This window comes from Leucobacter sp. wl10 (assembly GCF_003569785.1).
In the GTDB taxonomy this organism is placed as follows: Bacteria; Actinomycetota; Actinomycetes; order Actinomycetales; family Microbacteriaceae; genus Leucobacter.
Map to the genome: position 1 here is coordinate 185975 of NZ_KZ983987.1, position 26277 is coordinate 212251.

General features: G+C 70.2%; 22 protein-coding genes. 13 read left to right on the plus strand and 9 right to left on the minus strand.

All coding sequences use genetic code 11. The features are described from left to right. Positions 1–33 precede the first annotated feature (33 nt). From D1J51_RS00920 to D1J51_RS00930, 3 genes are all read left to right on the plus strand, one after another. The gene (locus D1J51_RS00920) at positions 34–1332 is read left to right on the plus strand and encodes an MFS transporter (protein ID WP_162903595.1); all 1299 of its coding nucleotides are present in this window, start codon (positions 34–36) and stop codon (positions 1330–1332) included. Positions 1333–1371: 39 nt separating this feature from the next. Then, on the plus strand, positions 1372–2472 hold the full coding sequence (locus tag D1J51_RS00925; protein WP_119073293.1) for a mandelate racemase/muconate lactonizing enzyme family protein: 1101 nt from the start codon (positions 1372–1374) through the stop codon (positions 2470–2472). A 274-nt stretch (positions 2473–2746) separates the two neighbouring features. Continuing rightward, a complete protein-coding gene (locus D1J51_RS00930; RefSeq protein WP_240422740.1) occupies positions 2747–3928 on the plus strand; it encodes a metal-dependent hydrolase family protein in 1182 nt (393 codons plus the stop codon). 41 nt (positions 3929–3969) lie between these two features. Here D1J51_RS00930 and D1J51_RS00935 read toward each other — a convergent pair whose 3' ends face one another. Next, positions 3970–5001, minus strand: a complete 1032-nt coding sequence (locus D1J51_RS00935) for a proline racemase family protein (RefSeq protein WP_119073295.1) — start codon at positions 4999–5001, stop codon at positions 3970–3972. Positions 5002–5018: 17 nt separating this feature from the next. Further along, positions 5019–6044 (minus strand): agmatine deiminase family protein, encoded by a 1026-nt coding sequence (locus D1J51_RS00940; RefSeq protein ID WP_119073296.1) that lies wholly within the window; start codon positions 6042–6044, stop codon positions 5019–5021. Between the two features lie 158 nt (positions 6045–6202). Between D1J51_RS00940 and D1J51_RS00945 the strand changes: the two genes are divergently transcribed. The 3 genes from D1J51_RS00945 (at position 6203) to D1J51_RS00955 (ending at position 9264) form a co-directional block, all read left to right on the plus strand. Continuing rightward, entirely contained in the window at positions 6203–6556 is a 354-nt protein-coding gene (locus tag D1J51_RS00945; RefSeq protein ID WP_119073297.1) for a nuclear transport factor 2 family protein, read from the plus strand. Between the two features lie 325 nt (positions 6557–6881). After that, positions 6882–8378 (plus strand): APC family permease, encoded by a 1497-nt coding sequence (locus tag D1J51_RS00950; protein ID WP_119073298.1) that lies wholly within the window; start codon positions 6882–6884, stop codon positions 8376–8378. Between the two features lie 103 nt (positions 8379–8481). After that, positions 8482–9264 (plus strand): gamma-glutamyl-gamma-aminobutyrate hydrolase family protein, encoded by a 783-nt coding sequence (locus tag D1J51_RS00955; protein ID WP_119073299.1) that lies wholly within the window; start codon positions 8482–8484, stop codon positions 9262–9264. 68 nt (positions 9265–9332) lie between these two features. On the opposite strand, the gene D1J51_RS00960 is transcribed toward D1J51_RS00955, so the two are convergent. Together D1J51_RS00960 and D1J51_RS00965 are read right to left on the minus strand one after the other, a co-directional pair. Next, entirely contained in the window at positions 9333–9791 is a 459-nt protein-coding gene (locus D1J51_RS00960) for a flavodoxin domain-containing protein (RefSeq protein ID WP_119073300.1), read from the minus strand. Beyond that, positions 9788–11119 carry an FAD-dependent oxidoreductase gene (locus D1J51_RS00965; RefSeq protein WP_119073301.1) on the minus strand — a complete coding sequence of 444 codons (1332 nt, stop codon included), beginning with the start codon at positions 11117–11119 and terminating at the stop codon, positions 9788–9790. Before D1J51_RS00965 ends, D1J51_RS00960 begins: the two co-directional genes overlap by 4 nt. Positions 11120–11375: 256 nt before the next feature. Here D1J51_RS00965 and D1J51_RS00970 point away from each other — a divergent pair, with 256 nt between their 5' ends. The 5 genes from D1J51_RS00970 (at position 11376) to D1J51_RS00990 (ending at position 16364) form a co-directional block, all read left to right on the plus strand. Further along, positions 11376–12614: a cytochrome P450 gene (locus tag D1J51_RS00970; RefSeq protein ID WP_119073302.1), complete on the plus strand. Its 1239-nt coding sequence runs from the start codon at positions 11376–11378 to the stop codon at positions 12612–12614. Positions 12615–12656: 42 nt separating this feature from the next. Next, positions 12657–14093, plus strand: coding sequence for a glutamine synthetase family protein (locus tag D1J51_RS00975; RefSeq protein WP_119073303.1), 1437 nt, complete (start codon positions 12657–12659; stop codon positions 14091–14093). Then, positions 14090–14824 carry an ABC transporter substrate-binding protein gene (locus tag D1J51_RS00980; protein ID WP_240422742.1) on the plus strand — a complete coding sequence of 245 codons (735 nt, stop codon included), beginning with the start codon at positions 14090–14092 and terminating at the stop codon, positions 14822–14824. The genes D1J51_RS00975 and D1J51_RS00980 overlap by 4 nt, the downstream gene beginning before the upstream one ends. Continuing rightward, complete coding sequence (locus tag D1J51_RS00985; protein ID WP_119073304.1) at positions 14825–15541, plus strand: gamma-glutamyl-gamma-aminobutyrate hydrolase family protein; 717 nt, start codon at positions 14825–14827, stop codon at positions 15539–15541. It abuts the gene before it with no gap. Between the two features lie 70 nt (positions 15542–15611). Continuing rightward, entirely contained in the window at positions 15612–16364 is a 753-nt protein-coding gene (locus D1J51_RS00990; RefSeq protein WP_240422745.1) for a type 1 glutamine amidotransferase, read from the plus strand. On the opposite strand, the gene D1J51_RS00995 is transcribed toward D1J51_RS00990, so the two are convergent. Genes D1J51_RS00995 through D1J51_RS01005 form a run of 3 tightly spaced genes read right to left on the minus strand, consistent with a single transcriptional unit; the run spans position 16346 to position 21520 of the window. Next, positions 16346–17056 carry a cache domain-containing protein gene (locus D1J51_RS00995; RefSeq protein WP_119073305.1) on the minus strand — a complete coding sequence of 237 codons (711 nt, stop codon included), beginning with the start codon at positions 17054–17056 and terminating at the stop codon, positions 16346–16348. The two genes, D1J51_RS00990 and D1J51_RS00995, sit on opposite strands and share 19 nt — an antisense overlap. Further along, positions 17053–17814: a FadR/GntR family transcriptional regulator gene (locus tag D1J51_RS01000; RefSeq protein WP_119073306.1), complete on the minus strand. Its 762-nt coding sequence runs from the start codon at positions 17812–17814 to the stop codon at positions 17053–17055. Before D1J51_RS01000 ends, D1J51_RS00995 begins: the two co-directional genes overlap by 4 nt. A 10-nt stretch (positions 17815–17824) precedes the next feature. Continuing rightward, positions 17825–21520 (minus strand): multifunctional oxoglutarate decarboxylase/oxoglutarate dehydrogenase thiamine pyrophosphate-binding subunit/dihydrolipoyllysine-residue succinyltransferase subunit, encoded by a 3696-nt coding sequence (locus tag D1J51_RS01005; RefSeq protein ID WP_119073307.1) that lies wholly within the window; start codon positions 21518–21520, stop codon positions 17825–17827. 244 nt (positions 21521–21764) lie between these two features. On the opposite strand from D1J51_RS01005, the gene D1J51_RS01010 reads away from it, so the two are divergent. Continuing rightward, positions 21765–23105 carry a hemolysin family protein gene (locus D1J51_RS01010; RefSeq protein ID WP_119073308.1) on the plus strand — a complete coding sequence of 447 codons (1341 nt, stop codon included), beginning with the start codon at positions 21765–21767 and terminating at the stop codon, positions 23103–23105. After that, the gene (locus D1J51_RS01015) at positions 23102–24148 is read left to right on the plus strand and encodes a hemolysin family protein (RefSeq protein ID WP_119073309.1); all 1047 of its coding nucleotides are present in this window, start codon (positions 23102–23104) and stop codon (positions 24146–24148) included. The genes D1J51_RS01010 and D1J51_RS01015 overlap by 4 nt, the downstream gene beginning before the upstream one ends. A gap of 17 nt (positions 24149–24165) precedes the next feature. On the opposite strand, the gene D1J51_RS01020 is transcribed toward D1J51_RS01015, so the two are convergent. Next, complete coding sequence (locus tag D1J51_RS01020; protein WP_162903596.1) at positions 24166–24744, minus strand: hypothetical protein; 579 nt, start codon at positions 24742–24744, stop codon at positions 24166–24168. A 163-nt stretch (positions 24745–24907) separates the two neighbouring features. Continuing rightward, positions 24908–26113 carry a homoserine O-acetyltransferase MetX gene (locus tag D1J51_RS01025; protein WP_119073311.1) on the minus strand — a complete coding sequence of 402 codons (1206 nt, stop codon included), beginning with the start codon at positions 26111–26113 and terminating at the stop codon, positions 24908–24910. Positions 26114–26277 lie beyond the last annotated feature (164 nt).

The window sequence follows — 26277 nt, forward strand, 5'->3', positions numbered from 1 at the left end:
GGAGTGCTCCTCAGCAGACGAAAGGTGTCGAAGATGACTGAAGAGACGCAAGCGCCCCGGAGGGTGAAGGAGCCGCCGCATCGCCGTGCCCTTGCTGCGAGCGTGAGCGGGCAAGCTCTGGAATGGTACGACTTCGCGCTCTACGGCCTAGCCGCGGCGATCATCTTCCCCAGGATGTTCTTTCCGGATGCCGAGCCGGTAGTCGGGGTGCTCGCCTCGTTCGCCACCTTCGCGGTCGGATTCATCGCCCGACCCGTCGGCGGCTTCGTGTTCGGCCGGATGGGGGACAGGATCGGCCGTGCACGCACCCTCATGATCACCATCCTGCTCATGGGCATCGGTACCATGTTGATCGGCGCGATCCCCTCGTTCGAATCGATCGGGCTGCTCGCTCCGATCCTCCTCGTGATGCTCCGCCTCATTCAGGGGCTCGGCATCGGAGGCGAGTGGTCGGGCGCCGCCGTGCTCGTCGTTGAGACCTCGCCCCGGGAGCGCCGAGGTTTTCTCTCCTCGATGATCAACTCGGGCGAGTACGTGGGCACCCTCGTCGCGTCGGGCCTGTTCGCGGTGCTCGCGCTGGTGATGCCCCAAGAGGCGTTTCAGACCTGGGGCTGGCGCGTTCCGTTCCTGCTCAGCGGCGTCGGCGTGCTGATCTGCTGGGCGATCCGTCGAAGGCTCGAAGAGCCCGAGACGTTCACCGACGCCATCAGCGTCGTCGAGGCCCAGCCGACCTTCATGCAGTCGATTCGGGCGGAGGGCCGTCACATTCTCGGCATCATCGGGCTCCGCATGTTCGAGAACGCGAGCGCCTACATCATCCTCGCCTTCGCCGTCACCTATGCGGAGAGCGTCGGAGTGCCCACGAGCACGACGACCCTCGGCGTCTCCCTGGCCTCCGTGGTCGCGATCTTCTTGATCCCGGTGTTCGGCGGGCTCTCCGACAGGATCGGCCGCCGCAAGACCTACACGATCGGTGCGGTGTTCCTGATCCTGTTCTTCTGGCCGTTCTTCCTGCTGCTCGACACCAACAACGCATTGCTGGTGTGGGTCGCGTTCGGCGTCGCCTACGGCCTCGGGATGTCGCCGATGCTCGCGGTCGCGCCGGCCTGGTTCGCGGAACTGTTCCCGACGCGGTTCCGCTACAGCGGCACCGCGATCAGCGCGAACATCGCCACTGTGCTGGCGGGCGGCCTGGCGCCGTTCATCGCCGTCGCCCTGATGGCGATGAGCGGCAACCTGGTGCTCGTGATGGTCTATCTCGTGGCTCTCGCCGTGATCTCGTTGCTCGCGGCTCGACTCACTCCCGAGACCGCCGGCAGCGAGCTCCGTTGAGCCCGGCCGTTCACCCCTGAAAACCCGAAGGAGAGAAGAGTGAAGGTCATTGGAATCGACCTGTTCGGATACGAACTGACGTACCGCCACGGCACCTATGTGATGTCGGGCGGCCGTGCCGCCGCCGCGCAGGAGGCCACCGTGGTCGCCGTGCGCACCGATGAGGGGCTCACCGGTTACGGCGAGGTGTGCACCCTCGGCGGCACCTACCTGCCTGCCTTCTCGGCGGCGGTGCGCGCGGGTATCGCGGAGATGGCCCCTGCGCTGATCGGCCGCGATCCGCTCGACATCCGCGGAGCGCTGCGGGTGATGGACGACGTGCTGCTCGAGCAGCGCGCGTCGAAGAGTCCGATCGACATCGCACTGTGGGATCTGCTGGGCCGGGTGACCGGGCAGCCGATCTCGGGTCTGACCGGCGGCATCCAGAATCGCGACTTCCCGCTCTACGAAGCCGTGCCGCTCGAGTCGCCCGAGCGGATGGTCGCATTCGTCGAGGCCCGCATGGCCGAGGGCATCAGACGGTTCCAGCTCAAGGTGGGCAACGAGCCCGAGCTCGATGCGGAGCGCACCCGCGCGGTCGCGGCGGCGGTACCCGACGACGTGGTGGTGCTGGCCGACTCGAACGGCGGCTGGGATGTTCACGACGCGATCAAGGCGGTCAAGCTGATCGGCGACATCCCGGTGTACGTCGAGCAGCCCTGCCGCAGCCTCGACGACAACATCCTCGTGGCGAAGCGCATGAGCCAGCAGCTGATTCTCGACGAGTGCATCGTCACGCTCGACGATCTGTATCGTGCGAAGTACGAGGCCGGAATCTCGGCGATCAACCTCAAGCTCTCGCGTGTGGGCGGCTTCAGCCGTGCTCTGCAGATTCGCGATGCGGCGCAGAGCCTCGGGCTCAAGGTCTCGATGGAGGACACGTGGGGCGGCGACGTGACCTCGGCAGCGGTGAACCATCTCGCCGCGACGACGGAGCCGGGCAAGCTCTTCAACGTGTCGTACTTCAACGACTGGACGAACGAGCACGTGGCGGGTCACCGGCCGCGGTCGGTCAACGGCCGCGGCAGCGCGATCACGGCCCCCGGCCTCGGTCTCGAGATCGACGAGAGCGGGATGGAGTTGCTGGCGGCGATCGAGTAGACGGTCGGCGAATCAGCGAGGCGGGACTCGGTGGCGGGCATCCACGCCCGTGCTACGGGCTGGGATACTTCTCGGCTATGCTCGCTTCGCCGCTTCGCCGCTTCGCCGCTCCGGCGACCGGGGCCTGGCTGGTCTGCGCGACGAGGGCCGCTCCCCGGGCGATCGCGGGCGGGAGCGAGGGAACGCCCGACCAGGTGGTGCTGAACCCCGGAACCCCTCGCGAGGTGGGTGCGGAGCGGCGGCTACAATCGGCACGAGGAGAGGAGCGCAGCGGATGCGAATGGGATCGCTGACCATCGCAGGGGCGATGATCTGGAACGGGGAGGGGTTCGTCGACGGGGACCTGCACATAGTCGGCGGGCGGGTGAGCGAAGCGCCCGGCGCGGGCGCAGAGGTGCTGGACGCCGGCGGAGGCTGGCTGATCCCGGGGCTCATCGACGCGCACTTCCACGCCTACGCGACGAGCATGGACGGGCTGGAGAACGAGCGCGGCCCGTTGAGCTTCGTCGCCATCAACGGGGCGCGCAGGCTCGAGAACGCGCTGCGGAGGGGGTTCACCACGGTGCGCGACGTGGCGGGCGGCGACATCGGCCTCGCCCGCGCCGTCGAGGACGGACTGTTCCCCTCGCCCCGGTACCTCTTCACGGGGCCGGCGCTGAGCCAGACCGGGGGCCACGGGGACCCGCGAGCCGCGCACGTCGACATCTGCTTCTCGCGCGGCCACATGTGCGAGATCGTCGACGGAGCGGATGCGCTGCGGCTCGCCGTGCGCAACAGATTGCGCACCGGAGCCCACGCCATCAAGGTGATGACCTCCGGTGGGGTGTTCTCGCTCGCCGACCCGATCCGGGTGCCGCAGTACTCCGCGGAGGAACTCGCGGCGGTCGTCGACGAAGCCGGTCGCCGCGGCAGCTACGTCGCCGCGCACGCCTATTCGCCGGAGGCGGTGCTGCACTCGATCGAGCACGGCGTCCGGTCGATCGAGCACGGCAACCTCATCGATGCCGCCACAGCGAGGCGCATGGCCGAGCGTTCGGCGTTCCTCGTTCCCACGCTGGCGGCGTACGACGCGATGGATCGGCGGGGAGCGGGGATCGGGCTGAACGCGATCTCGCTGGCGAAGAACGCGGAGGTGCTCTCGAAGGGGCAGGAGGCCGTGCGGCTGGCGCTCGCCGCGGGCGTGCGCGTCGGCTTCGGCAGCGATCTCATGGGGGAGCTCGAGGACGATCAGCTCTGCGGGGTGCGGCTGCAGGTGGAGGCCGCCGGCGCGGCGGAGACGCTGCGATCGATGACCCGAGTGAACGCCGAACTCCTCGGAGACCCCGCGCTGGGGCACCTCGGGGCCGGAGCGCACGGCGACGCCGTGCTGCTCTCGGCCGATCCGCTGGCCGACCCCGCGGCGCTCTGGGAGACGGAGGCCCGCCGCGCCGTGGTCCGGGCGGGGTGCGTGATCTGACGCTCTCGCGGCCCGGCCCGCGGGAGCGTCACGAAGGCGGGTCAGCGCAGCACGAAGCCGTCGCCCAGAGGGTCCCGCGGGTCGAGCACGAAGCAGTGCTCGCCGGTGCGGAACGCCGTGCCCGAGACGCAGGGGATCACGGCGGGGACGCCGTTGTCGCGCGGGGGCGCCGGCTCCCAGCCGGCCCGGAACACCGTGTCCACGATGGAACGGTGCTCCAGCGACTCGCCCGCTCGCAGCGTGCCGTCGTCGGCCAGCAGCGCCACGCGGGCTCCCGTGCCGGATCCGCACGGCGAGCGATCCACCTCCCCGTCGGCGAAGACGACGACGTTGCGCTGCACGGGGCCCGTCGCACCGCGGCCGAGATCGTCCCACAGGATCGTCCCGTACACACCGGAGAGCCGGGGGTCGTCGGCGTGCCGCGCCCCGGGCGAATCGTCGAGCGCGCGCTTGACCTCGCGGCCGAGCGCGATGAGCTCCGGGTAGTGCTCCGGAGACACCGAGAGCCCGAGATCCGACGCCCGCACCGAGGCGTAGATCGCCCCGCTGAAGCTGAGATCCGCGAGCACCCGCCCTCGGCCCGTCTCGACCGGGATCCCGCGAGCGATCACGTGCGAGGCCACGTTGCGGAACGTCGCCTGCACCAACTCGCCGCCGCGACGTTCGACGAGCGCGGACACCCGGCCGGAGGGCACGTCGATGCGCACCTCGGTCACTCCGTCGGGGTCGCTCTCGACGACCCCGGTGTCGGTGGCCCACACGCCGAGAGCGATGGTGCCGTGCCCGCAGGCCGTCGAGAAGCCGTCCTTGTGCCAGAAGAGCACGCCGAGGTGGGCGCCGTCGTCATCGGGCGGCACGAGGAAGCCGCCGTACATGTCGGCGTGCCCCCGGGGCTCCTGGCACAGCAGCCGGCGCAGGGCGTCGGCGCCGTCGCCGTCCGCGATCGCGGAGAGGCGGCGCTCCGCCACCGTGAGCCCCGTCGGGAGCGGTGGGCGCTCGTGGACGATGCGGAACGGCTCGCCCGCCGTGTGGTAGTCCGTGGCGGTGATCGGGTGCGTCGGAGAGTCGGCCATGGGGTTCCTCGGCGTGCTCAGGCGACCTTCGGCTGCTGCTGCGTGATGCAGTGGATGCCGCCGCCGCGGGCGAAGAGCGGCCGGGCGTCGATGCCGATCACCTCGCGGCCGGGGTAGATCTCGCGCAGCACCGCCAGGGCCCGGTCGTCGGCGGGGTCATCGAACGAGCAGGCGAGCACCGCGCCGTTGATGACGACGTGGTTGATGTAGCTGTAGTCGACGAAGCCCTCCTCGTCGCGCAGGGTCTCCGGTGCTGGCAGGTCGAGGATCTCGAAGCCGGCCGACGTATCGACGCGGTACTGCTCGGCGACGGCGCGGTTGGTCTTCGCGATGAGGTGATCCGGGTGCGATTCGGCGTCCTGGCGGTGCATCAGCAGCACGTCCGGCGTCGCGAACGCGGCGAGGATATCGGAGTGGCCACGGGTGCCGAAGGTGTCGTGGTCGCGCGTCAGACCCCGGGGCAGCCACATGGCGCTCGTCGTCCCGATGGTGCGCTCGAGCTCGGCCTCGACCCGCTCCCGCGTCCAGCCGGGGTTGCGGCCCGGGTCGAGCTGCACGGTCTTCGTGAGGATCACGCGCCCGGTGCCATCGACCTGGATGCCGCCTCCCTCGTTGGTCATCTCGGAGTTCACCAGCTCGGCTCCGGCGGCCTCCGCGACGATGCGGCCGATGTGCTGATCCCTGTCCCACTGCGCCCAGTCCTGCGCGCCCCAGCCGTTGAACACGAAGTCGACGGCGCCGAGCCGGCCGTCGTCCCCGATCACGAAGCTGGGCCCGATGTCGCGCATCCACGCGTCGTCGAGGGGCGCGGTGAGGCGGTCGATCTGCGCCGAGAGGTAGCTCGAGGCGATCTCCTCGTCGCCGGGGTTGACCACGACGGTCACCGGCTCGAACTCACTGGCGGCGTTGGCGACGGCCGCCCAGGTGGTGCGCGCCTCCTCGACCTCGGCCTCGGTCTCGCCGAGGGTGTACCCGCTCGTCGGCCACGCGAGCCACAGCCGATCCTGCTCGTGCCCCTCGATGGGCATGCGCCACGTCGTCATCCGATGCTCCTCACGGTCGTGCCTGGTGGGTTGAGCGCCAGTCTACTGGTAGCCCGACCAATAGACGCGCCGCCCGATACCGTTCCGCCCCGCCCGCCCGGAGAGGGGGAAGCGCGATTTTCTCCACCCGTGGGCGTTCCGGGGTTATGATGTGCAGCATGAACGAGGCAGTGAGAGCGGCGGTTCAGAAGTACGTCGACGGCTGCGCCGCGGCCGATCCGGATCTGGTGCGCGATGCCTTCGACGAGCACGCGGTCATGTGGGGGTTCCTCGGCCCCGACTATGTGACCATGAGCGGCGCCGACTTCGCGTCCGACGTGGTGGCCGCGGCGCAGCCCGCCGGCCCCGAGTACACCTGCGACATCCACGGCATCGAGGTGACGGGCGACGTCGCCCGGGCCGTGCTCGACGAGAGGGGCTTCCTCGGCGCCGACTTCCGCAACCTCTTCGGGCTGGTCCGCCGCGACGGCGTGTGGCGCATCACCAGCAAGGTCTTCACCACCGTCGGATAGCCCCGGTTCCGCGCCGACCTCGCGCCGGTCTCACGGAGCGCCCCGCCGGCCGCGGAGGAGGAGTCCGCCTGCGCAGGGTGCTCCGCGATCGCCTCCTGCGCTCCGGCGCGCCGCGCGGCCGGCGGAGCGGTCCCGTCCGATCGTGATGCAGTGCGATCCGAATAATTCATTCATATTTGCATGAATTTGAGCGTATTTATCGAATCGTCACCGATAGAGTCATTGAAATACTTGCCTGAAAAAACATCTATATGTAGGTTGTATTTCGTGTTCCCGAAGTCGGGAGCGCGTTCCATCGGTGGAGTACAAGGGAGTACCAGCGACCATGTCACACAACAGCACCGTCGTGGAGCACGACGAGGACGCCGCCCATCTCGCGTCACTCGGCTACTCGTACGACACGACCTTCAAGCGCGAGATGAGCTTCTGGGGCAACGTCTCGCTCGGGTTCACCTACCTCTCGCCCATCGCGGGCGTCTACTCGATGTTCGCGATCTCGCTCGGCCAGGCGGGACCGCCCATGGCCTGGGCGCTCATCATCGCACTCGCGGGGCAGTTCCTCGTCGCGCTCATCTTCGGCGAAGTGGTCTCCAACTACCCTGTGGCCGGCGGCGTCTACCCCTGGTCGCGCCGTCTCTGGGGGCGCAAGTGGGCGTGGATGAACGGCTGGATCTACGTGGTCGCCCTGGTCGGCACGCTCGCCGCGGTGGCGTACGGCGCAGCACCGTTCGTGGCCTCGATCTTCGGCCGCAGTCTCGATGCGGGCGGCACCGTGCTCGTGGCGCTGGGCACTCTCGTCATAGCCACGTTCCTCAATTTCTCGGGAACGAGGGTGCTGAGTATCGCCGCGACCGTCGGTCTCATCGCCGAGATGGTCGGCGCGGTCGGGATCAGCCTCTACCTGCTGCTCTTCCATCGCCAGCAGGACTGGTCTGTGGTCTTCGACAATCAGGGGATCGGCGACGACGCGGCCGGGGGCTACCTGGGTGCGTTCGCGGCGGCGGCCCTCATCGGCATGTTCGCATACTACGGATTCGAGGCGAACGGGGACGTGGCGGAGGAGATCAAGGACCCGGGCCGTAAAGTGCCGAAGGCGATGCGCATGACGCTCTACATCGGCGGCTTCGCCGCGAACGTGCTCGTGTTCTCGCTCGTGTTCGCGGTGCCCGACTTCGCCGCGGTGGCGAGCGGCGAGGTGGCCGATCCGATCGGCGAGGCGCTGCAGAACGCCTTCGGCCCGGTGTTCCCCTTGGTCATGCTCGTCGTGGTGATCGCGTTCATCTCGTGCATCACAAGCCTGCAGGCCGCCGCGAGCCGCCTCGTGTACTCGATGGCCCGCGACGGGTTCCTGCCCGCTTCGGGTTTTCTCGCCCGCTTCAACGAGAAGCGCCACGTGCCGAGCAGTGCGCTGCTCACCGCCGCTTTCTTCCCCGCCGCGGTGGTGGTGCTCTCGTTGCTGCTCGAGGACGCGCTCACCGCGATGGTCGGCTTCGGCACCGTCGGCATCTACATCGGCTTCCAGATGGTGGTGCTCGCCGCGCTGCGCGCCCGTCTGATGGGATGGAGGCCCGCGGGCAAGTTCCGCCTCGGGGCCTGGGCGTACCCGGTCAACGTGCTCGCGCTGGTGTGGGGCATCGCGGCGGTGCTCAACATCCTGTGGCCGCGCCCCACGGGCGGCGGCTGGGCCGAGGACTACCTGCTGATCATGACAACCGTAGGCGTGATCGTGGTCGGCTGGGTCTACATGCTCGCCTCGAAGGCGTACGCGAAAGGCGACGCTCCGGCCGGCGACGCGAGCGGGCCGGTCGAGGTCGTGGGCTGACGCGGCCCCGCCGATTCACCGCTCGGGAGTCTTGTCGTGCCGCTCCGCATGGACACGGTGCGACGGGGCTCCCGCGCACCCGCCGCAGTCGAAAGGATCCCCGATGACCGACCTCGCGGTCGACCCGACCCCCTTTCTCGCCGTGGGCGACGAGGATCCGGGCGGTCCGCTGATCAGGATGGTGGTGTCGCTCACCTTCCCCGGAATGGACCGGCGCTCGCAGCGGCTGCAGGACGAGTTCACCCGGATCGCGTTCGACGCCGTTCGCGCGGCGGGCGGGCGGCCGCGAATCGTGGATTCTGCGGCGGATCGCCTGGCGCCCGGGGACGAGGTCTTCGAGGCTGCGGGCGGCGTCGTGTTCCTCGGCGGCGGCGACGTCGACCCGGACTGCTACGGCTACGGCGGCGCCCCGCCCGAGAACCTCTACGGCGTGGATCGCCGGGCCGACGACCACTGCATCGGCTTGATCCGCGAGGCGGCGCAGCGGGATCTGCCCACGCTCGCGATCTGCCGCGGCTCGCAACTGCTCAACGTCGCGTTCGGCGGCACGCTGATCCCCGACATCGAGAACTGGCCGCTCCACAGGGGCGGGCGGGGGGAGCCGCTCTTCATCGACGAGGAGGTGCTGCTCGAGGCCGGCTCGGAGATCGCGCGGATCTTCGGCCGCACGCGTGCGGCCGTGCGCAACGGGCACCATCAGGCCGTCGACGCGGTGGGGGCGGATCTGCGCGGGATCGCCCGCGCCCGCGACGGCATCGTTGAGGCGACGCAGCACCGCGACGCGACCTGGATGATCGGCGTGCAGTGGCACCCCGAGGAACCCGACGCCGATCCGCGCGACCGGGCCCTGCTCTTCGGCGAGCTGGTGAAGCGCGCCTCGGCCTGATTCCGCATGCCGACGAGAGGGTCCCCTGCCGGGGCGTCGGCCGGGGACCGCCGTCCGCTCGAGAGGGCTTATACCCTCGCCGAGGCCGCCTCGAGCACGCCGGGCAGCCACTCGAGTGCGACGTCGCTGCCCATGTCCCACGAGGAGGCGTCGTGGCGGCCGTAGTCGCCCACTCGCTCGGCGCCCTGCTGCGCGAAACGGCGGTCGATGTGCTCGCTGCCCCGGCTGTACGTCTCCTCGTAGAAGGTGTCGCCGAGGCCGAACATGGCGTAGCGCACGCCGGTGAGGTCGGGGAGCGCGTCGTCGAAGGCCTCGGCGAAGGGGATCGCCGTGTTGGGCAGATCGCCCTCGCCGTGGGTGGAGCACACCACGAGATAGAGGCGATCGGGGGTGAGGACGGCCGGATCGAAGTCCTGCAGGTCGAAGACCTCGACGTCGTCGTGGGTCTCGCGCAGCTTCGCGCCGAGATCTTCGGCGATGAGCTCGGAGTTGCCGGATTCGGTGCCGTAGAGAACCGTGAACTTCACAGCTGGCTTCCTCTCTGATGGAGCGTTGCGCTCGAGGTTCGGGGGTCTTCCGCGGTCGCGCCGCGGGCGACGGCGACCATGAGCTCGTGGTCGGGGAGCTTGTGCCTGACGCGGCCCGAGTGTGCGATGGATCGCTCGTGCTCGTCGAGCCGGAGCCACTGCTCGTAGCCGATCGCGCGATCCCGCACCTCCGAGGGGAGTCCGTCGAAGCCGGGTGCGGACGAGGAGGCGGAGAGCGAGCCGTCGACCAGGTCGGCGGCGATCTCGTCGGCGACCGCCCTGGCGCAGGCCCGGTTCTCGGGTATGGCCCCGCGCGGCCCGCGCTTGGCCCAGCCGGTGCGGTAGAGGCCGGGCTCGATGCGGCCGGACTCCGCGCCCTCGGCCGTGAGCGCCGCGAGCGCGTGATCGCGTTGCGTCGCGAAGCCGATGGCCGTGATCACCGAGGTGGCGGGCACCGCGACGACCTCGTCGTCGGCTGCGAACTCGACCGCCTCGACGCGGCGGTCTCCTCGCACGCGCAGCGGGATGAGGCCGAATCGCAGGGTGACCTCGGGGCCGTCGAAGCGGGCCCGCTCGGGAGCGACCATCTCGGAGATGGCCGAGACTCGGCCGGCGGCGACGCGGGCGAGCCGTGCCGCGGCGCCGGGTGCGACGGGATCCGGCGAGCTGTAGACGGCGCGGGGGAGCGTCGCGAGCTCCTTGAGCATCTGCGGGTCCCCCTTGGAGTCGGGAGCGGCGGACCGGCTGACGAGGGTGACGCGCTCGGCGGGGGCGGCGAGGTAGGAGTCGAGCGCCGCGTCCGCGACGTCGCTGCCCTCGTAGTCGGCGCGGCCCTTCACGAGGAAGCGCAGCACGTCGAGGGCGACATTGCCGCCGCCGATGATCACGACGTCGGATCCGAGTTCGGGCAGTGCGGCGCCCTCGTCGGGGTGGGCGTTGAGGGCGCGGGTGATCGCCCCGGCGCCGATCACGCCGGGCAGTTCGGCGCCGGGAACGCCGAGCTCGCGGTCGGCGCTGAGGCCCGTGGCGATCACCACGGCGTCGAAGAGATCGCGCAGCTCGTCGAGGGAGACGTCCCGGCCCACCTCGATGCCGCCGGCGAAGCGCACGGCGTCGTGCTGGAAGAGGCGGTCGAACTGCCGGGTGATGGCCTTCGTGTGCTGGTGGTCGGCGGCGACGCCGTACCGAACGAGTCCGAAGGGCGAGGCGAGGCGGTCGAGGATCGCGATCTCGCAGTCGGGCGCGACGCGCAGCAGCGACTGAGCGAGGTAGCAGCCCGAGGGGCCGCTGCCGATCACGGCGATCTTCGGGGTCGTGGGTGACGACATCGCAGCTCCTTCGCGTTGCGCCGAGGCGGTTGAGCGGCGGCGGACGCTCCGCCGCGATCCGGCGCCTCGGCGCGTTCCGGTCGATGCACCCAGTGTATCCATAAAAGATAATTATGTGAATGTTTTTGAGCGATATTCACACATTAGTCCTAAACTAACCCTGAAATGCTTGCGATATAAATCATTCATAGGTAACTTATTTACCACCGGCCGCTCGCGAAATCGAGCGGAGACAGAATTCGACGAGGGAGTACGAATGACCGGACAGGCGACCCAGGAGGACGTGCCGTATCTCGACACCGCCTCGACCGACTTCGCCATGAACTCCGAGGCGGTGCGCGACGCCCGCGCGCGCAGCTGGTACGCGAAGACCAACTACGGCTACGGCGTGCTGCGATACCGGGAGGTCACCGAGCTGCTGAAGCACCCGAGCCTGGGCCAGGGCAGCGCGAGGTGGCCGGATCACCACGGCGTGCACTCCGGCATCTTCTACGAGTGGTGGGCGAAGAACCTGCTCGTGCTCGAGGGCGAGGAGCACCACCGCATCCGACGCCTGCTCAACCCGGCGTTCTCGCCCGGGGTGGCGCGCAGGCTCGAGCCAGAGTTCGCCGCGATCGCGGAAGAGCTCATCGAGGGCATGAAGCAGAAGCACGCCCGCGGCGAGCAGGTCGAGTTCGTCGCCGACTTCTCGGAACCCTTCGCCACCCGCGCGCTCTGCGCCATGATGGGCCTCGACCACGAGCACTGGCCATTCATCGCCTCGCGCGCCAACACGGTCGGCTACGCGCTCAGCATCACCATCAAGCAGGACATCGAGCGCATCGACGAGGCCGTTCGCGAGCTCTACGACTTCGTCGATCGCCTCGTCGACGAGCGCCGCGAGCGCCCCGGTGACGACGTGGTCTCCCGCCTCGTGCAGTTCTCGCAGGCCGGCGACAAGCTGAGCGACGCCGAACTGCGCAACGCCCTCGTGCTCATGCTGTTCGGCGGCATGGACACCACACGCAACCAGATCGGCCTGCTGCTGCAGACCTTCATGCGCAACCCGGAGCAGTGGGAACTGCTGGCTCGGGATCCCGAGAGGTACGCCAAGCCCGCCCTCGAAGAGGGGCTGCGCGTCAATCCCACCACCCGGTGGGTGACTCGCGAGGCCCACGAGGACTTCGAGTTCCACGGACTCGAGATCGAGAAGGGCACCACGGTGCACCTCTTCACCATGTCGAGCGGCACCGATCCCGAGGCGTTCCCCGACCCCGAGATCGACCTCAACGCGGGCAGCGGGCCGGGCAGTGAGAAGCGCAAGCAGCACCACACCTTCGGCGGCGGCATCCACCACTGCCTCGGGCACTACATCGCCCGCGCCGACATGAGCGTCGCGCTGCCGCTGCTGGCCCAGGCCTTCACGAACATCTCCTGCCCCGGCGGCGACGAGTGGCTGCCCGACTCCGGCAACCACGGCCCCGTGCGCCTGCCCATCGACTTCACCGTGCGCTGACGTTCCGCGGGCACCAGACCTTCCACAGACGAAAGGAACCACATGTCCGACCTCAAGACGGGAGGGCGCTTCGGCGCCGCCCTGCGCGAGATCCTCGCCGACGACACGGCGTTCTCGCGGCATCGGGAGGCGAATCTCCGGCCCGAGACCGTGCGGGCGCTCGGCGAGCGGATCCGCGAGACCGGCGTCAGGTACATCTACTACATGCTCCCCACCCTCGGCAGCCGCACGGTCGCCAAGGTGGTGCCGGCCGATCTGTTCGAGCGCATGCTGCGCAAGGGCATCGCCTTCCACCGCACCGCGCTCACCGACCTGCAAACGAGCCGCGGGGGCGAGCTGATCGGCGGGGGCGTCGACGCCCACGAGTTCTGGGGGCTGCCCGAGCCCGAGACCTTCCAAGTGCTGCCCTGGGATCCCGAGGTCGGCCGCATCTTCTGCACCGCCTACGATCCGCCGCACCTCGGCGAGGACGGAGGACGCCTCGTCGCGCTCGACACGCGCGCGCTCTTCAAGGCCGCCCACCGCGGCTTCACCGAGCGCACGGGGCTCGAGCTGCGCAGCGGCCTCGAGCCGGAGATGACCTGGACCGGCCCCGGCATCGAAGTCGTCGCCAAGGAGGATCAGAGCCCCGCCTACCAGGTCGAGAACCTCGAGAAGATGCGTCCCGTCTTCAAGCGGGTGATCAGCTACGGCCGCGCGCTCGACTTCACCATGATCCAGGGCGACTACGAGGACGACGGACAGATCGAGCTCAACTGGGACTACGACCGCGCCGACCGCACCGCCGAGCGCATGACCGCCTACCGCCAGATCTGCAAGCAGGTGGCCCGCGAGCTCGGCCTCGAGGCCAGCTTCATGGCGAAGCCCTACAACGGCAAGATGGGCAACGGCTGCCACCACAACCTCAGCCTGTGGCGCGTCGCCGACGACGGCTCGGCCGAGAATGTGATCGAGGACGGACGCGTCGAGCTGCACGCCACCGAGACGGCGCGGCACGCGATCGCCGGTATGCTGCTGCACGCCCCCGGATCGATGCTCGTGATGGCCTCCACCGTCAACTCCTACAAGCGCTACTGGGACGCCGGGCAGTTCGCCCCGTCGGGCGCCGACTGGGGCCTGGACACCCGGGGCGTCGCGATCCGCGTCTCCGCGAACGGCCGCATGGAGTACCGCCTGCCCGATGCGAGCGTGAACCCCTACCTCTCTCACCTCTACCTGCTCGCGGCCATCGAGCACGGCCTCGAGGCGCGGTTGGAGCCGGGCGATCCCGGGCAGCCGAGCGAGGCGCTGCAGGGCGTCGTCGTGCCCAACACGCTCGGCATGGCCATCGATTCGTTCGAGGCCGACGAGTACCTCATGGGTGCGATGCCCGAGGAGCTCACGCGCATCTTCCTGCAGCTCAAGCGCGACGAGTGGGCGCGCTACTGCGGGATCATCACGCAGTGGGAGTTCGATCAGTACTGGGAGGCGATCCCGTGACCGCCGCGTACGCCGACGGGCGGACCATCCGCCTCGCGTGCATCGACTCGGAGGCCACGCCGCTCTTCTCGAAGAGTCCCGACGGCCGCACCCGCGGGGGCTACGAGCCCGAGGCGGCCGCGCTCGTGATGTCGCGGCTCGCCGGTGGAGCCGCCGACATCGAGTGGGTGATGGTGCCCTGGGAGGAGATGATCCCCTCGGTGCGCCGAGGCGACGCCGACGCCGTGTGGTGCGGCCAGGGCATCACCCCCGAGCGCTCCGCGCAGGTCGACTTCACGCGGCCCTACGCCGTGTTCAACGAGACCCTCGTCGTGCGATCAGGCGATCCCGCCCGCTCGCCCGAGCGGCTCGCGGGCTACCGGATCGGCGCGATCGCGGGCTCCACCAACATGAAGCTCGCCGAGACCTTTCCCGGCGTCGAGCTCGTGGGCTTCGGCGCGAGCGACGACGTCTTCGGCGACATGATCGAGGCGACCCGCTCGGGCGCGATCGACGGCTTCGTGGACGACGACGTGGTGATGATCCCGCTCGCCCGGGAGAACCACGACCTCGCGGAGGCGTTCACCGTGCAGACGCGCAATCGCTGGGGCGTCGGCGTCGCGCCGGGCGACGACCGGCTGCGCGAGGAGATCGATCGCGCGATCGAGCAAGTCGTCGCCGACGGCTCGCTCGAGGCGGTCTGGCGCAGGTGGATGCCGCTGCTCGCCTTCCCGCTCGCGAGCGGGGCGTAGATGGGCGCGCTCCGCGGCGACCGCGTGCCGCGCATCGGGGTCACGGGCATGTGGTCGAAGCAGATCCGCGGCCTGCGCTTCGACGGCAGTGCGGTCGCGGCGGCGGTGCTGCGCTCGGTGATCCGCGCGGGCGGAGAGCCGCTCGCCCTGTTCGCCGAGAGCGTGATGCAGCCCGAGGAGCGGCTGCGCGGCCTCGACGCGCTGCTCGTGCCGGGCGGGTCGGACGTCGATCCGCGCCGCTACGGGCAGCGGCCCCTCGAGGCGACCTCGCCCGCCGACTTCGCTGCGCAGGACGGCTTCGAGGCCGGGATGATGGCGGCCGCGATCCGGATCGGCCTGCCGACGCTCGCGATCTGCCGCGGATTCCAGTTGCTGAACGTCGAGCACGGCGGCACGCTGGTGCAGGATCTCGACGCCCACAGCGTGCACCGCGACGCGGTGCACGCTGTGGGCGTCGATCCCGGATCGGCGCTCGCCGCGGCGAGCGGCGCCTCGGAGCTGTCGGTGTCGTCCTATCATCATCAGGCGATCGACCGCGTCGGGGAGGGGCTCCGCGTCACCGGGCGCGCGCCCGACGGGGTCGTCGAGGCGCTCGAGCATCCCTCCGCACCGCTGATCGCGGTGCAGTGGCACCCCGAGGACGGCGCGGGCGAGGACGAGCGGCAGCACGCCCTCTTCGTCTGGCTCGTCGACGAGGCACGGGCGAGAATGGCATGAACCCGCGACGGCATCGCGCGCGAGCGCACCGACCCGGGCATGAGGGAACGACACGCGAGGGGAGAACGGGATGACCGGCGCACGAGTGCTCGTGGTCGAGCACCAGGGCAACGCCGGCCTGGGGCAGCTGTCCGATCGGCTGACCCGGAGCGGACTGCGGCTCGACACCGTCGGACCGGACGCGGGAGCCTCCGTGCCCGACTCGCTCGACGGCTACGACGCCCTGATCGTGCTGGGCGGAGCCACGGGCCCGACCGACGACGACGCCGCGCCCTGGCTGCCCGCGACGCGCAGGCTGCTCGCCGGCGGAGCGGAGCTGGGCGTGCCCACGCTCGGCATCTGCCTCGGCGCGCAGCTGCTCGCGACGGCGACCGGCGGCCGCGTGCGCGCGATGCCGGACGGCCCGGAGGTGGGGCTCTGCGACGTCGACTTCGGTTCGGCCGCGGCGACCGATCCGCTCTTCAGCGGACTCGCCGGCCGCTCGGCGCCGGCCGTGCAGTGGCACTGGCTCGAGGCCGACCGGCTGCCCGCGGGGGCCCGCGTGCTCGCCTCGAGCCCCGCCTGTCGCAACCAGGCCTTCCGGATCGGCGACGCAGCGTGGGGCGTGCAGTTCCATCTCGAGGCGCTCGGGGCGACCGCGCAGGACTGGGTCGACGAGGATCGGCGGAGCCTCGACGAACTCGGGCTCGACGGGGCCGCGCTCGTGCGCGAGGTGCGCGACGCCGAGCCGCGGCTGGGCGCGGTGTGGCTGCCGATCGCCGACCGCTTCGCAGACATCGCGAAGCGGCCGGCCGGCCGGCCGGATCAGCCGACGGCGCGGTAGAGCAGCTCCACCTCGGCGCCCTCGGGGCCGAGCCGCCTGCGGGTGAAGCCGTCGAGCGCGTCGGGCACGAACAGCCCGGGCAGCAGCCGCGAGGAGTTGCCGACCAGCACGTTGCCGTGGCGGCCCACCAGGGCCATCTCGACACCGCTCCGCTGCAGCACGGGCAGCAGTTCCGTCTCGAGATCGGCCACCTGGAGGTCGTTGCCGACGGCGCCCACGCGCACGCCGTCGACGGCGGCCGGAACGGTGAGGGTGAGCACGTACGCCTCGACGCCGAGGTAGTCGATGTAGGGGCCCACGAGCGCGGGGACGCCATCCTGGAACGCTCGGGTGAACCACTCGTGGTGCTCGTAGTCGTAGTAGCGGTCGGCGCCGGGCACCACCCCGAAGGAGTAGCGGGCGAAGCGCGACTCGTCCTCGCGCACCCACCACTCCAGGTGTCCGCGCTCGAAGCTGAGCGCGGAGCGCGCGAAGATTAGACCGCAACCGTCGACGACCGCATTGTCGGCCAGGTAGCGCACCGCGAGCGCGCGCAGACGCCGGCGCACGGACTCGCCGAGGTCGAGCCGCGCCGACTCGTCGAGCCTCAGCAGCGCGATGAAGTCCTCGGCCAGCTTCTCGAGGTGGGAGAAGCGGTCGTCCAGCCACTCGTCGATGGTCGCGATGACCGCCGAGACCTCCGCCGTCGTCATCGCGCGGCTCCCGCGCCGTCCTCGTCGAGGGCGAGCTTGCCGTCGATGATGAGCCGCATGTTCCCCCTGACGTGCTGGACGGCGAGGCGCTCCGCCTCGTCCGCCTGCTGCTGCTCGATCGCCATCACGATCGCGAGGTGCTCGGTGAAGGCCTGCTGCACCGAGGCGCGGCAGATCTCGTCGCACCACAGGAACGGCGACAGCTCGGAGTGCAGCCGCTGCTCACCCGAGAGCAGGCGCCTGGAGTGGCTGAGCACGGCGATCTCGAAGTGGAAACGGCTGTCGGCCAGCGAGCGCTCCCGCGCGTTGCGTCCCTCGCGGGCCTCGAACGCGAACTCGGCGAGCCGGGTGCGCAGGCCGGGCTGCGTGCGCTCCGCCGCAAGCCGAGCGGCCATGCCCGAGACGGCGGCGTGCTCGTCGAAGAAGTCCCGCAGGGCGACGAGGCTCGTACGCGCGAGCGAGGAGCGCAGCTCCTGCGGCGACGGGAACGGCGCCTGCGCCACGAAGGTGCCCCCGTTACGCCCCCGCCGCGTCTCCACGATGCCCTGGGCGCGCAGCTCCGCGAGGGCTTTGCGCAGGGTCGCCACCGCGACCCCGAACTGGTTCGCGAGCTCGGTTTCGACGGGCAGGCGCTCGCCGACCGTCAGCACGCCCATCGAGATCGCCGCGGCGATCCGCTGAGCGATCCCGCCGACGCTCGGGCCTGCGGGATCCCTCTCGCCGTGCTGCGGGGAATGCCCCAACGGGGGGTTCTGCAAGCGCGCCCCCTCAGGACTTGTCGTCGAAGCGCAGCGCCCGCGCGATGAGCGCCTCCTGTTCGACGGCGTGCACCTTGGCCGATCCCGTCGAGGGAGCGGCGGATGCGGCGCGCGAGACCACGCGCATGCGGTCGTTCGCCAGGTGCTTCGACAGCTCGAGCGAGATGAACGGCCAGGCGCCCTGGTTCTCGGGCTCGTCCTGCACCCACACCAGCTCGGCGCCCCCGTACTGCGCCAGCACCCGGCCGATCTGGGCACCGGGGATGGGGTAGAACTGCTCGACCCGCACCAGGGCGATGCGCGGGTCGGGGCGCTTCTCGAGCGCCGTGCGCAGGTCGTAGTAGACCTTGCCGGAGACGAGGAGCACCCGCTCGACGCCCTGCCGGTGCTCGACGCTCGGATCGTCGATCACCGGCTGGAAGGTGCCGGTGGTGAAATCCTCGACCGGGGAGGTCGCGCCCCGCAGACGCAGCATCGACTTCGGCGTGAAGACGATGAGCGGCTTGCGGGGGCGGGCGTAGGCCTGGCGGCGCAGCAGGTGGAAGTAGTTCGCGGGCGTCGACGGCCGGGCGACGATCATGTTGTCCTCGGCGCACAGCTGCAGGTAGCGCTCGATGCGGGCCGAGGAGTGGTCGGGGCCCTGGCCCTCGTAGCCGTGCGGCAGCAGCAGCACAACCGAGGACTGCTGGCCCCACTTCTGCTCGGCGGCGGCGATGTACTCGTCGATCACCGCCTGCGCGGTGTTGGCGAAGTCGCCGAACTGCGCCTCCCACAGCACGAGCGCGTCCTCCCGCTGCAGCGAGTAGCCGTACTCGAACGCGAGGGCGGCGTACTCCGAGAGCAGCGAGTCGTAGATCCAGAACCGCGCCTGCTCCTCGGAGAGGTTGAGCAGCGGGATCCACTCCTGGCCGTTCGCCCGGTCGTGGAAGACCGCGTGCCGCTGCGCGAAGGTGCCGCGGCGCGCGTCCTGCCCGACGAAGCGCACGGCGGTGCCCTCGACGAGGAGCGAGCCCAGCGCCAGCAGCTCGCCGAAGCCCCAGTCGATGCCGCCCTCGCGGCTCATCTCGAAGCGCTTGTTGAGCAGCTGCTGCAGCTTCTGGTGCACCGTGAAGCCGTCGGGCTTGTTGGCGAAGGCGTCGCCGACCCGCTCGATCACGCTGCGATCCACCGCGGTCTCGAGCGGGGCGGGGCCGGGCCCCCCGGCCTCGGCGACCTCGCCGATGCCGCTCGTGTCGATGATCGGGATCGAGCCGGTCTGCGCCGCGTGCGTCTCCTGGAAGGCTCGCTCCAGGCGATCCTGGAAGTCCTGCTTCGCCTTCTCGTACTCCTCCTCGGTGATGTCGCCGCGACCGACGAGCGCGCTCGTGTACAGGCGACGGGTGGAGCGCTTGGCCTCGATGAGGTCGGTCATGAGGGGCTGGGTCATCGAGGGGTCGTCGCCCTCGTTGTGGCCGCGGCGACGGTAGCACACGAGGTCGACGATGACGTCGATGTGGAAGCGCTGGCGGAACTCGTAGGCGAGCTTCGCGACGCGCACCACCGATTCGGGATCGTCGCCGTTCACGTGGAAGATGGGCGCCTGCACCACCTTGCCCACCTCGGACGAGTAGATGCCCGAGCGCGAATCGAGCGGCAGCGTGGTGAAGCCGACCTGGTTGTTGATGATGATGTGGATCGTGCCGCCCGTGCGGTAGCCGCGCAGCTGCGACATCTGCAGCGTCTCGTAGACGATGCCCTGCCCGGCCATCGCGGCGTCGCCGTGGATGAGGACCGGCAGAGTGGTGAAGGATCCGATGGGCTTCAGATCCTGCTTGGCGCGCACGATGCCCTCGAGCACGCCGTCGACGGTCTCGAGGTGCGACGGGTTGGCGGCGAGGTGGATCGGCACCTGCGTGCTGTTCGGGGCGGTGAAGACTCCGGAGGTGCCGAGGTGGTACTTGACGTCGCCCGATCCGCCCTTCTGCGCTTGGGCCCCCTCGAACTCGCGGAAGATCTGGCCGTAGGTCTTGCCCGCGATGTTCGAGAGCACGTTGAGACGGCCGCGGTGGGCCATGCCGATGTCCACGCTGTCGACGCCGTCCTCGGCCGCGTCGATGAGCATCGCGTCGAGCAGCGGGATCACCGACTCGCTGCCCTCGAGACTGAAGCGCTTCTGGCCGACGTACTTCGTCTGCAGGAAGGTCTCGAAGGCCTCGGCCTCGTTGAGCTTCTCGAGGATGCGCATCTGCTCGTCGTGGCTCGGCTTGGCGTACGGCACCTCCAGCTGCTCGCGCAGCCACAGGCGCTGCGCCGGATCCTGGATGTGCATGTACTCGATGCCGATCTTGCGGCAGTAGGAATCGCGCAGCACGCCGAGGATGTCGCGCAGCTTCATGGCGCGCTTGCCGCCGATGCCGCCGGTCACGAACTCGCGGTCGAGGTCCCAGAAGGTGAGGCCGTGGGACTCGATCTCGAGGTCGGGGTGGGTGCGCTGCTGGTACTCGAGCGGGTCGATGTCGGCCATCATGTGCCCGCGCACGCGGAAGGAGTTGATGAGCTCCTGCACGCGAGCCGTCTTGTCGACGGCGCCCGAGATGTCGACGTGGATGTCAGAGGCCCACTGCACGGGCTTGTAGGGGATGCGCAGCGCGGCGAAGATCTCCTCGTAGAACCGATGACCGCCGATCAGCCGCTCGTGCACGAGCTTGAGGAACTCGCCCGACCCGGCGCCCTGGATGACGCGGTGGTCGTAGGTGCTCGTGAGCGTGATGGTCTTGCCGATGCCGAGATTGGTCAGCACCTCCTGGGAGGCCCCCTGGAACTCGGCGGGGTACTCGAGCGCGCCCGCTCCGATGATGCAGCCCTGTCCCTGCATGAGGCGGGGCACCGAGTGCACGGTGCCGATGCCGCCCGGGTTGGTGAGCGAGAGGGTGGTGCCCTGGAAATCGGTCGCGGTGAGCTTGTTGTCGCGGGTGCGCTTCACCAGGTCCTCGTAGGCGGCGAGGTACTCGTTGAAGTCGAGCCTCTCGGCGTGCTTGATCGAGGGGACCATGAGCGAGCGGGTGCCGTCGGGCTTGGGCACGTCGATCGCGATCCCGAGGCCCACGTGCGCGTGGGCGACGACGGAGGGCTTGCCGTCGATCTCGGCGTAGGAGACGTTCTGGCTGGGGAACTCCTTGAGCGACTGGATCAGCGCCCAGCCGATGAGGTGGGTGAAGGAGACCTTGCCGCCGCGACTGCGGCGCAGGTGGTTGTTGATGACGATGCGGTTGTCGATGAGCAGCTTGGCCGGAATGGTGCGCACGCTGGTGGCGGTGGGCACGGTGAGGCTCTGATCCATGTTCTTGGAGAGCGTGCGGGCCATGCCCCTGAGCGGCGTGACGGCGTCCTCCTGCGAGTCCACCGCGTCGGCGCGGGGTGCGGTGTGCGGGGCGTCGGCGGGGATCGGCGTCTCGCGGGGGGCCGCGTTGGTGGTGCGCGCCGGCTGGGCGGGGGTGGTGATGGGGGTGGTCGATGGGCCCACGGCCACCGCGGGCTGGCCCTGGGCGGGCGTCGGGGCGGAGGGGGCGGCCGACGCCCCGTACTGCTCGAGCACCGGCCACCACGAGCGATCCACCGAATTCTTGTCGACCTGATACTGCTTCCACAGCTCATCGACGAGCCACTCGTTCGCACCGAAATCTTCTGCGGGACCAGCCTGTCCGGTGGTCTCCGTTCGCTCCGCCAAAGCGACGTCCTCTCGTCTCATGCCTGGGTGAGGCAATCGTGTAGTAGCCGGGTGGGGCTCCATAGCCGTACCTCGAACAAGCCTACGCCTTTCGACGTGATCGTGCGGTAATACTCCCAGCAGAATCTGCGGCCCGGCCTGCTAGTGTGGAATACGCTATGGACGCAGACTCTCGAAGACCGGCAGACCCCCCGAGTACCGGCCGCGCTGAGGCGCGGCACCCCGCATCCAATGGGAGCTGTCGGTGAACGACTGGCTCCTCCTCCTCACCGGTATCCTGCTCACCGTCGGCACGGGCATCTTCGTGGCCGCCGAGTTCTCGCTCGTGGCGCTCGACCGTCAGGATCTCGAACGGCGCAGGTCCGCCGGCGAACGCGGTCTCGACCGCGTGATCCGCGGCCTCTCGATCACCTCGACCCACCTGTCCAGCGCGCAGCTGGGCATCACGCTCACCACGCTGCTCACGGGCTACACGCTCGAACCCGCCATCAGCGGCTTCCTGGACGGGCCGCTCGGCGCGCTCGGCGTCCCCGACGAGCTGCGGCGCGCCATCAGCGCCCCGATCGCGATGGCGCTGGCCACCGTCTTCTCGATGATCGTGGGCGAGCTGGTGCCCAAGAACTTCGCGCTGTCGAAGCCCCTGGCCACCGCCCGGATCGTGATGCCGGCGCAGGGGGCCTTCACCGCGACCTTCAAGCCCGCGATCCTCGGGCTGAACGGCAGCGCGAACGGGATCCTCCGCTCCATCGGCATCGAGCCGAAGGAGGAGCTCTCGGGCACGCGGTCGGCGGAGGAGCTCTCGTCGCTCGTGCGCCACTCGGCGAGCGCGGGACTGCTCGAGGCAGACACGGCGACGCTGCTTGACCGCACACTGCGCTTCGCCGAGCTCACGGCCGCCGACGTGATGACGCCGCGGCTCAAGGTCGAGAGCCTGCAGCGGCTCGAGCCGGCGCAGGCGGTGCTCGAGCTGTCGGGCCGCACCGGGTTCTCGCGGTTTCCGGTGATCGACGAGGACCGCGACGACGTCGTCGGCGTCGTGCACGTGAAGCAGGCCGTGGCCGTCCCCCGCGCGAAGCGCGCGGAGGTGCCGGTGGCTGCGCTCGCCGAAGACCTGGTGCGCGTGCCCGAGACCATGCGGCTCGACCAGCTGCTCGAGGAGCTGCGCTCCACCGGCTTCCAGCTGGCCATCGTGGTCGACGAGTACGGAGGCACCGCGGGCATCGTGACGCTCGAGGACCTGGTCGAGGAGATCGTGGGCGAGGTGGCCGACGAGCACGACCGCGCGGCGGCCGGCGTGGTGGGCACCGCCGAGGAGATGACCTTCCCCGCCGACCTGCGACCCGACGAGGTGCGCGACCAGACCGGCATCGCGATCCCCGACAGCGATGAGTACGACACCGTTGCGGGCTTCGTGCTGCGCGAGTTCGGCCGCATCCCGCAGCGGGGCGACGAGACGCGGCTCGCCGACGGCGGCATCCTGCGCGTCGAGCGCATGGATGGGCGCCGCATCGCCCGCCTGCGCTACACGAGCGCGCCGCTGCCCGAGGGCGCCGGCGAGGGCGACGAGAGGGAGGCGCACCGATGAGCGACTGGATGGGCATCGTCTGGCTCGTCGTGCTGCTCGCCGCCAACGCCTTCTTCGTCGCCGCCGAGTTCGCGGTGATCTCGGCGCGACGCTCCCAGATCGAACCGAAGGCCGAGGCGGGATCGAAGCGCGCGAAAACCGCGCTCTACGCGATGGAGCACGCCACACTCATGCTGGCGACCAGCCAGCTGGGCATCACGGTGTGCTCGCTGCTGATCCTGAATGTCTCGGAGCCGGCGATCAAGGCGCTGCTCAAGGAGCCGCTCGGCTGGACCGGGCTCCCCTACGAGGCGGCGAGCGTCATCGCGTTCATCCTGGCGCTGCTGGGCGTCTCGTACCTCCACGTGGTGTTCGGCGAGATGGTGCCGAAGAACGCGGCGTTCTCGATGCCGGATCAGGCCGTGCTGCTGCTCGCCCCGCCGCTCGTCGCGGTGTCGCGGCTGCTCGGGCCCGTGATCCACGGGCTGAACGCGGTGGCGAACAGCGTGCTGAGGCTCTTCGGGGTCGAACCCAAGGCGGAGACCAACAGCACCTACACGCTCGAGGAGGTCGCGAGCATCGTGAGCCACTCGACGCGCGAGGGCGTGCTCCAGGACCGCAGCGGCGCGCTCGTCGCGGCGTTCGAGTTCACGACGAAGCGGGCCGAGGATCTGCTCGTGCCGCTCGAGCGTCTCGTGGTGCTGCCGGTCGGATCGACGCCGGGCGACGTCGAGGCGGCGGTCGCGAGGCACGGGTTCTCGCGCTACCCGATCGCGGGCGCGGAGGGCGAGCTGGCCGGCTACGTGCACATCAAGGACCTCGTGCGTCTCGGGGAGGAGCGGATCGCCGAACCGATCCCGTCGAAGCGCATCCGGGAGATGGTCTCGATCCATGCGGCCACCGAGCTCGAGGACGTGCTCGCGCGCATGCAGGCGCGCGGGATCCACCTCGCCCGCATCCACGACTCGGAGGGGCTCGAGCTCGGCGTCGTCTTCCTCGAAGACGTCATCGAGGAGCTCGTCGGCGAGGTCCACGACGCGACCCGGAGGCAGCGCTTCCGGTAGCCGGGGGGCGGGCGGGATCAGCGGGCGGCGAACACGAGGTGCGCCGAGATCTCATCGAGAGGGAGTTCGGTGCCCGCGATGAGCGGGTTGTCCGGCACGCTCATCGTGACGTCGAATTCGGCCGTGTCCTCGTTCAGCAGGGTCGGCGTGAGGCGCACGTTCGTGGTGCCGCGCACGCTCCCGTCCACCGAGAGCGACCCGGTGGCGGTCACCGTGTCGACCTCGCTGTCCTGCCGGCGCAGCACCGTCGGCTCGCTGAGCACGAACTGCGCGTCGGGCAGGCCCTCGGCGCGCACCTCGTACTGGGCCTCGGTGATGACACCGTCTTCGAGCACGATGTAGCCGGACGTCGACACCCGGTCGTCGATCAGGGAGCGGAGGGTCGGGGAGTCGACCGGCGACAGCAGCTGCGTGTCGGACACGTCGTAGACGCGGACGACGGGCATCTCCAGCAGGTCGGAGTCGACGGCGGCGCGCAGCTCGGCGGCCTGCACGTCTGCGCTCGGGGTGGAGTTGCACCCCGCGAAGCCCAGCGGCAGCGCGGTCGACACGATCGCGACGACCCCGATGGTCCGCACGGAGCGGCCTGCCAGCACCACAGCCAATCTATCGACCCTTCATACTCGACAATACCCGCCGAGACTACGCTCCGAAGGTGGGAGGCCGCCTAACGTGGCGCGGGGGAGGATGCGGCGCGAGCGGCGGGGCGGTGCCCGATGCGGACGCGCCCGGGCGCTGTGCACGCTCGGAACGCGCGGATCACGCCTCCAGCAGCCGGGCGAGCTGCTCGCCGACCCTCTCGAACTCGATGAGGAACGCGTCGTGCCCGAAGGGGGAGTCGATGCGCGTGGCGCGATCGCCGTCGAGGCTGCCGGGGGTGTGGCGGGCAATCTCGTCCTGCCCGTCGAGGGTGAAGAGGCGGTCGCTCGGGATCCCGAGCACGAGCGTCGGCAGCTCGATCGTCGAGAGCGCCGCGCGCACCCCGCCCCGGCCCCGGCCCACGTCGTGCGAGTTCATCGCCTGCACCAGCGTGACGTAGCTGCCCGCGTCGAAGCGGCGCGTGAACTTGTTGCCGTGGAAGTCGAGGTACGACTCCACGGCGAAGCGCCCGCCGCCGCCCAGCGGGCTCACCGCCGACTGCCAGGCCCGGCCGAAGCGCTCGTCGAGCTCGGTGTTGCTGCGGTAGTTGAGCAGGGCGAGGCGCCGCGCGGTCGCGAGACCGTGATGGGGGCCGACGCCGTCGGGGGCGTCGTAGTAGTTGCCGCCGCGGTAGCAGGGGTCGGAGCGGATCGCCTCCAGCTGCACCAGGTTGAGGCCGATCTGGTCGGCCGTCGTCACGGGCGGCGCCGCGATCACCGCGAGCCGGGCCGCCCGATCCTGATGGGAGATGCCCCACTCGAGCACGTGCATGCCGCCCATCGAACCGCCGATGACGGCGGCGAAGCGCTCGATCCCGAGCTCCTCGGCGAAGCGCGCCGTCGCCGCCACCTGATCGCGGATCGTGAGGTACGGGAAGCGCCCGCCCCACTCGCGGCCAGTCGGGTCGAGCGAGCCGGGCCCAGTCGACCCCTGGCAGCCGCCCAGCACGTTGGGCGCGACGACGCAGTACCGGTTCGTGTCGAGCGGGCGCCCCGGGCCCACGATCTCCGACCACCAGCCGTCGGTCGGGTGGCCGGGGCCCGCCGTGCCCACCAGGTGGCTGTCGCCCGTGAGCGCGTGGAACACGAGGATCGCGTTGTCCCGGCGCTCGTTCAGCTCGCCGAAGGCCTCGTAGGCGATGCGCGCGTTCGGGATCTCGACACCGGCCTCCGTGGTGAGCGCTCCGATCGACACGAACCGCCGCTCGCCCACGGGGTCGCCGTCGCGCCAGCCGCCCGAGATCGGGGGCCGCCCCATCAGCGCGCGCAGCTGCGCGTCGGTGATGAAGTCGGTGGGAAACGAGTCCTCGGGCGTCTGCCAGTCCATAGCTCTCCATTCTGCCCGTCTCCGGCGCGGCCCGCGTGAATGTTACGGGTCGGAGCCGGGCTCGCGGGATCCGGCCCGGCCGCAAAGCAGGTGCGCCGTTCGGGCGCTCGTGGAAGGCCTGAGCGCCCGAACGGCGCACACCGATTACGGGCCGGAAACGGGGC

Excerpts from the sequence above, each read along its gene's own strand:
- D1J51_RS00930 (WP_240422740.1), top strand. The coding sequence starts at position 2,747 with ATGCGAATGGGATCGCTGACCATCGCAGGGGCGATGATCTGGAACGGG.
- D1J51_RS00955 (WP_119073299.1), top strand. The coding sequence starts at position 8,482 with ATGACCGACCTCGCGGTCGACCCGACCCCCTTTCTCGCCGTGGGCGAC.
- D1J51_RS00940 (WP_119073296.1), bottom strand. The coding sequence starts at position 6,044 with ATGACGACGTGGCGCATGCCCATCGAGGGGCACGAGCAGGATCGGCTG.
- D1J51_RS00935 (WP_119073295.1), bottom strand. The coding sequence starts at position 5,001 with ATGGCCGACTCTCCGACGCACCCGATCACCGCCACGGACTACCACACG.
- D1J51_RS00990 (WP_240422745.1), top strand. The coding sequence starts at position 15,612 with ATGACCGGCGCACGAGTGCTCGTGGTCGAGCACCAGGGCAACGCCGGC.
- D1J51_RS01025 (WP_119073311.1), bottom strand. The coding sequence starts at position 26,113 with ATGGACTGGCAGACGCCCGAGGACTCGTTTCCCACCGACTTCATCACC.
- D1J51_RS00950 (WP_119073298.1), top strand. The coding sequence starts at position 6,882 with ATGTCACACAACAGCACCGTCGTGGAGCACGACGAGGACGCCGCCCAT.
- D1J51_RS00965 (WP_119073301.1), bottom strand. The coding sequence starts at position 11,119 with ATGTCGTCACCCACGACCCCGAAGATCGCCGTGATCGGCAGCGGCCCC.
- D1J51_RS00970 (WP_119073302.1), top strand. The coding sequence starts at position 11,376 with ATGACCGGACAGGCGACCCAGGAGGACGTGCCGTATCTCGACACCGCC.
- D1J51_RS00975 (WP_119073303.1), top strand. The coding sequence starts at position 12,657 with ATGTCCGACCTCAAGACGGGAGGGCGCTTCGGCGCCGCCCTGCGCGAG.
- D1J51_RS00945 (WP_119073297.1), top strand. The coding sequence starts at position 6,203 with ATGAACGAGGCAGTGAGAGCGGCGGTTCAGAAGTACGTCGACGGCTGC.
- D1J51_RS00920 (WP_162903595.1), top strand. The coding sequence starts at position 34 with ATGACTGAAGAGACGCAAGCGCCCCGGAGGGTGAAGGAGCCGCCGCAT.
- D1J51_RS00985 (WP_119073304.1), top strand. The coding sequence starts at position 14,825 with ATGGGCGCGCTCCGCGGCGACCGCGTGCCGCGCATCGGGGTCACGGGC.
- D1J51_RS01015 (WP_119073309.1), top strand. The coding sequence starts at position 23,102 with ATGAGCGACTGGATGGGCATCGTCTGGCTCGTCGTGCTGCTCGCCGCC.
- D1J51_RS00995 (WP_119073305.1), bottom strand. The coding sequence starts at position 17,056 with ATGACGACGGCGGAGGTCTCGGCGGTCATCGCGACCATCGACGAGTGG.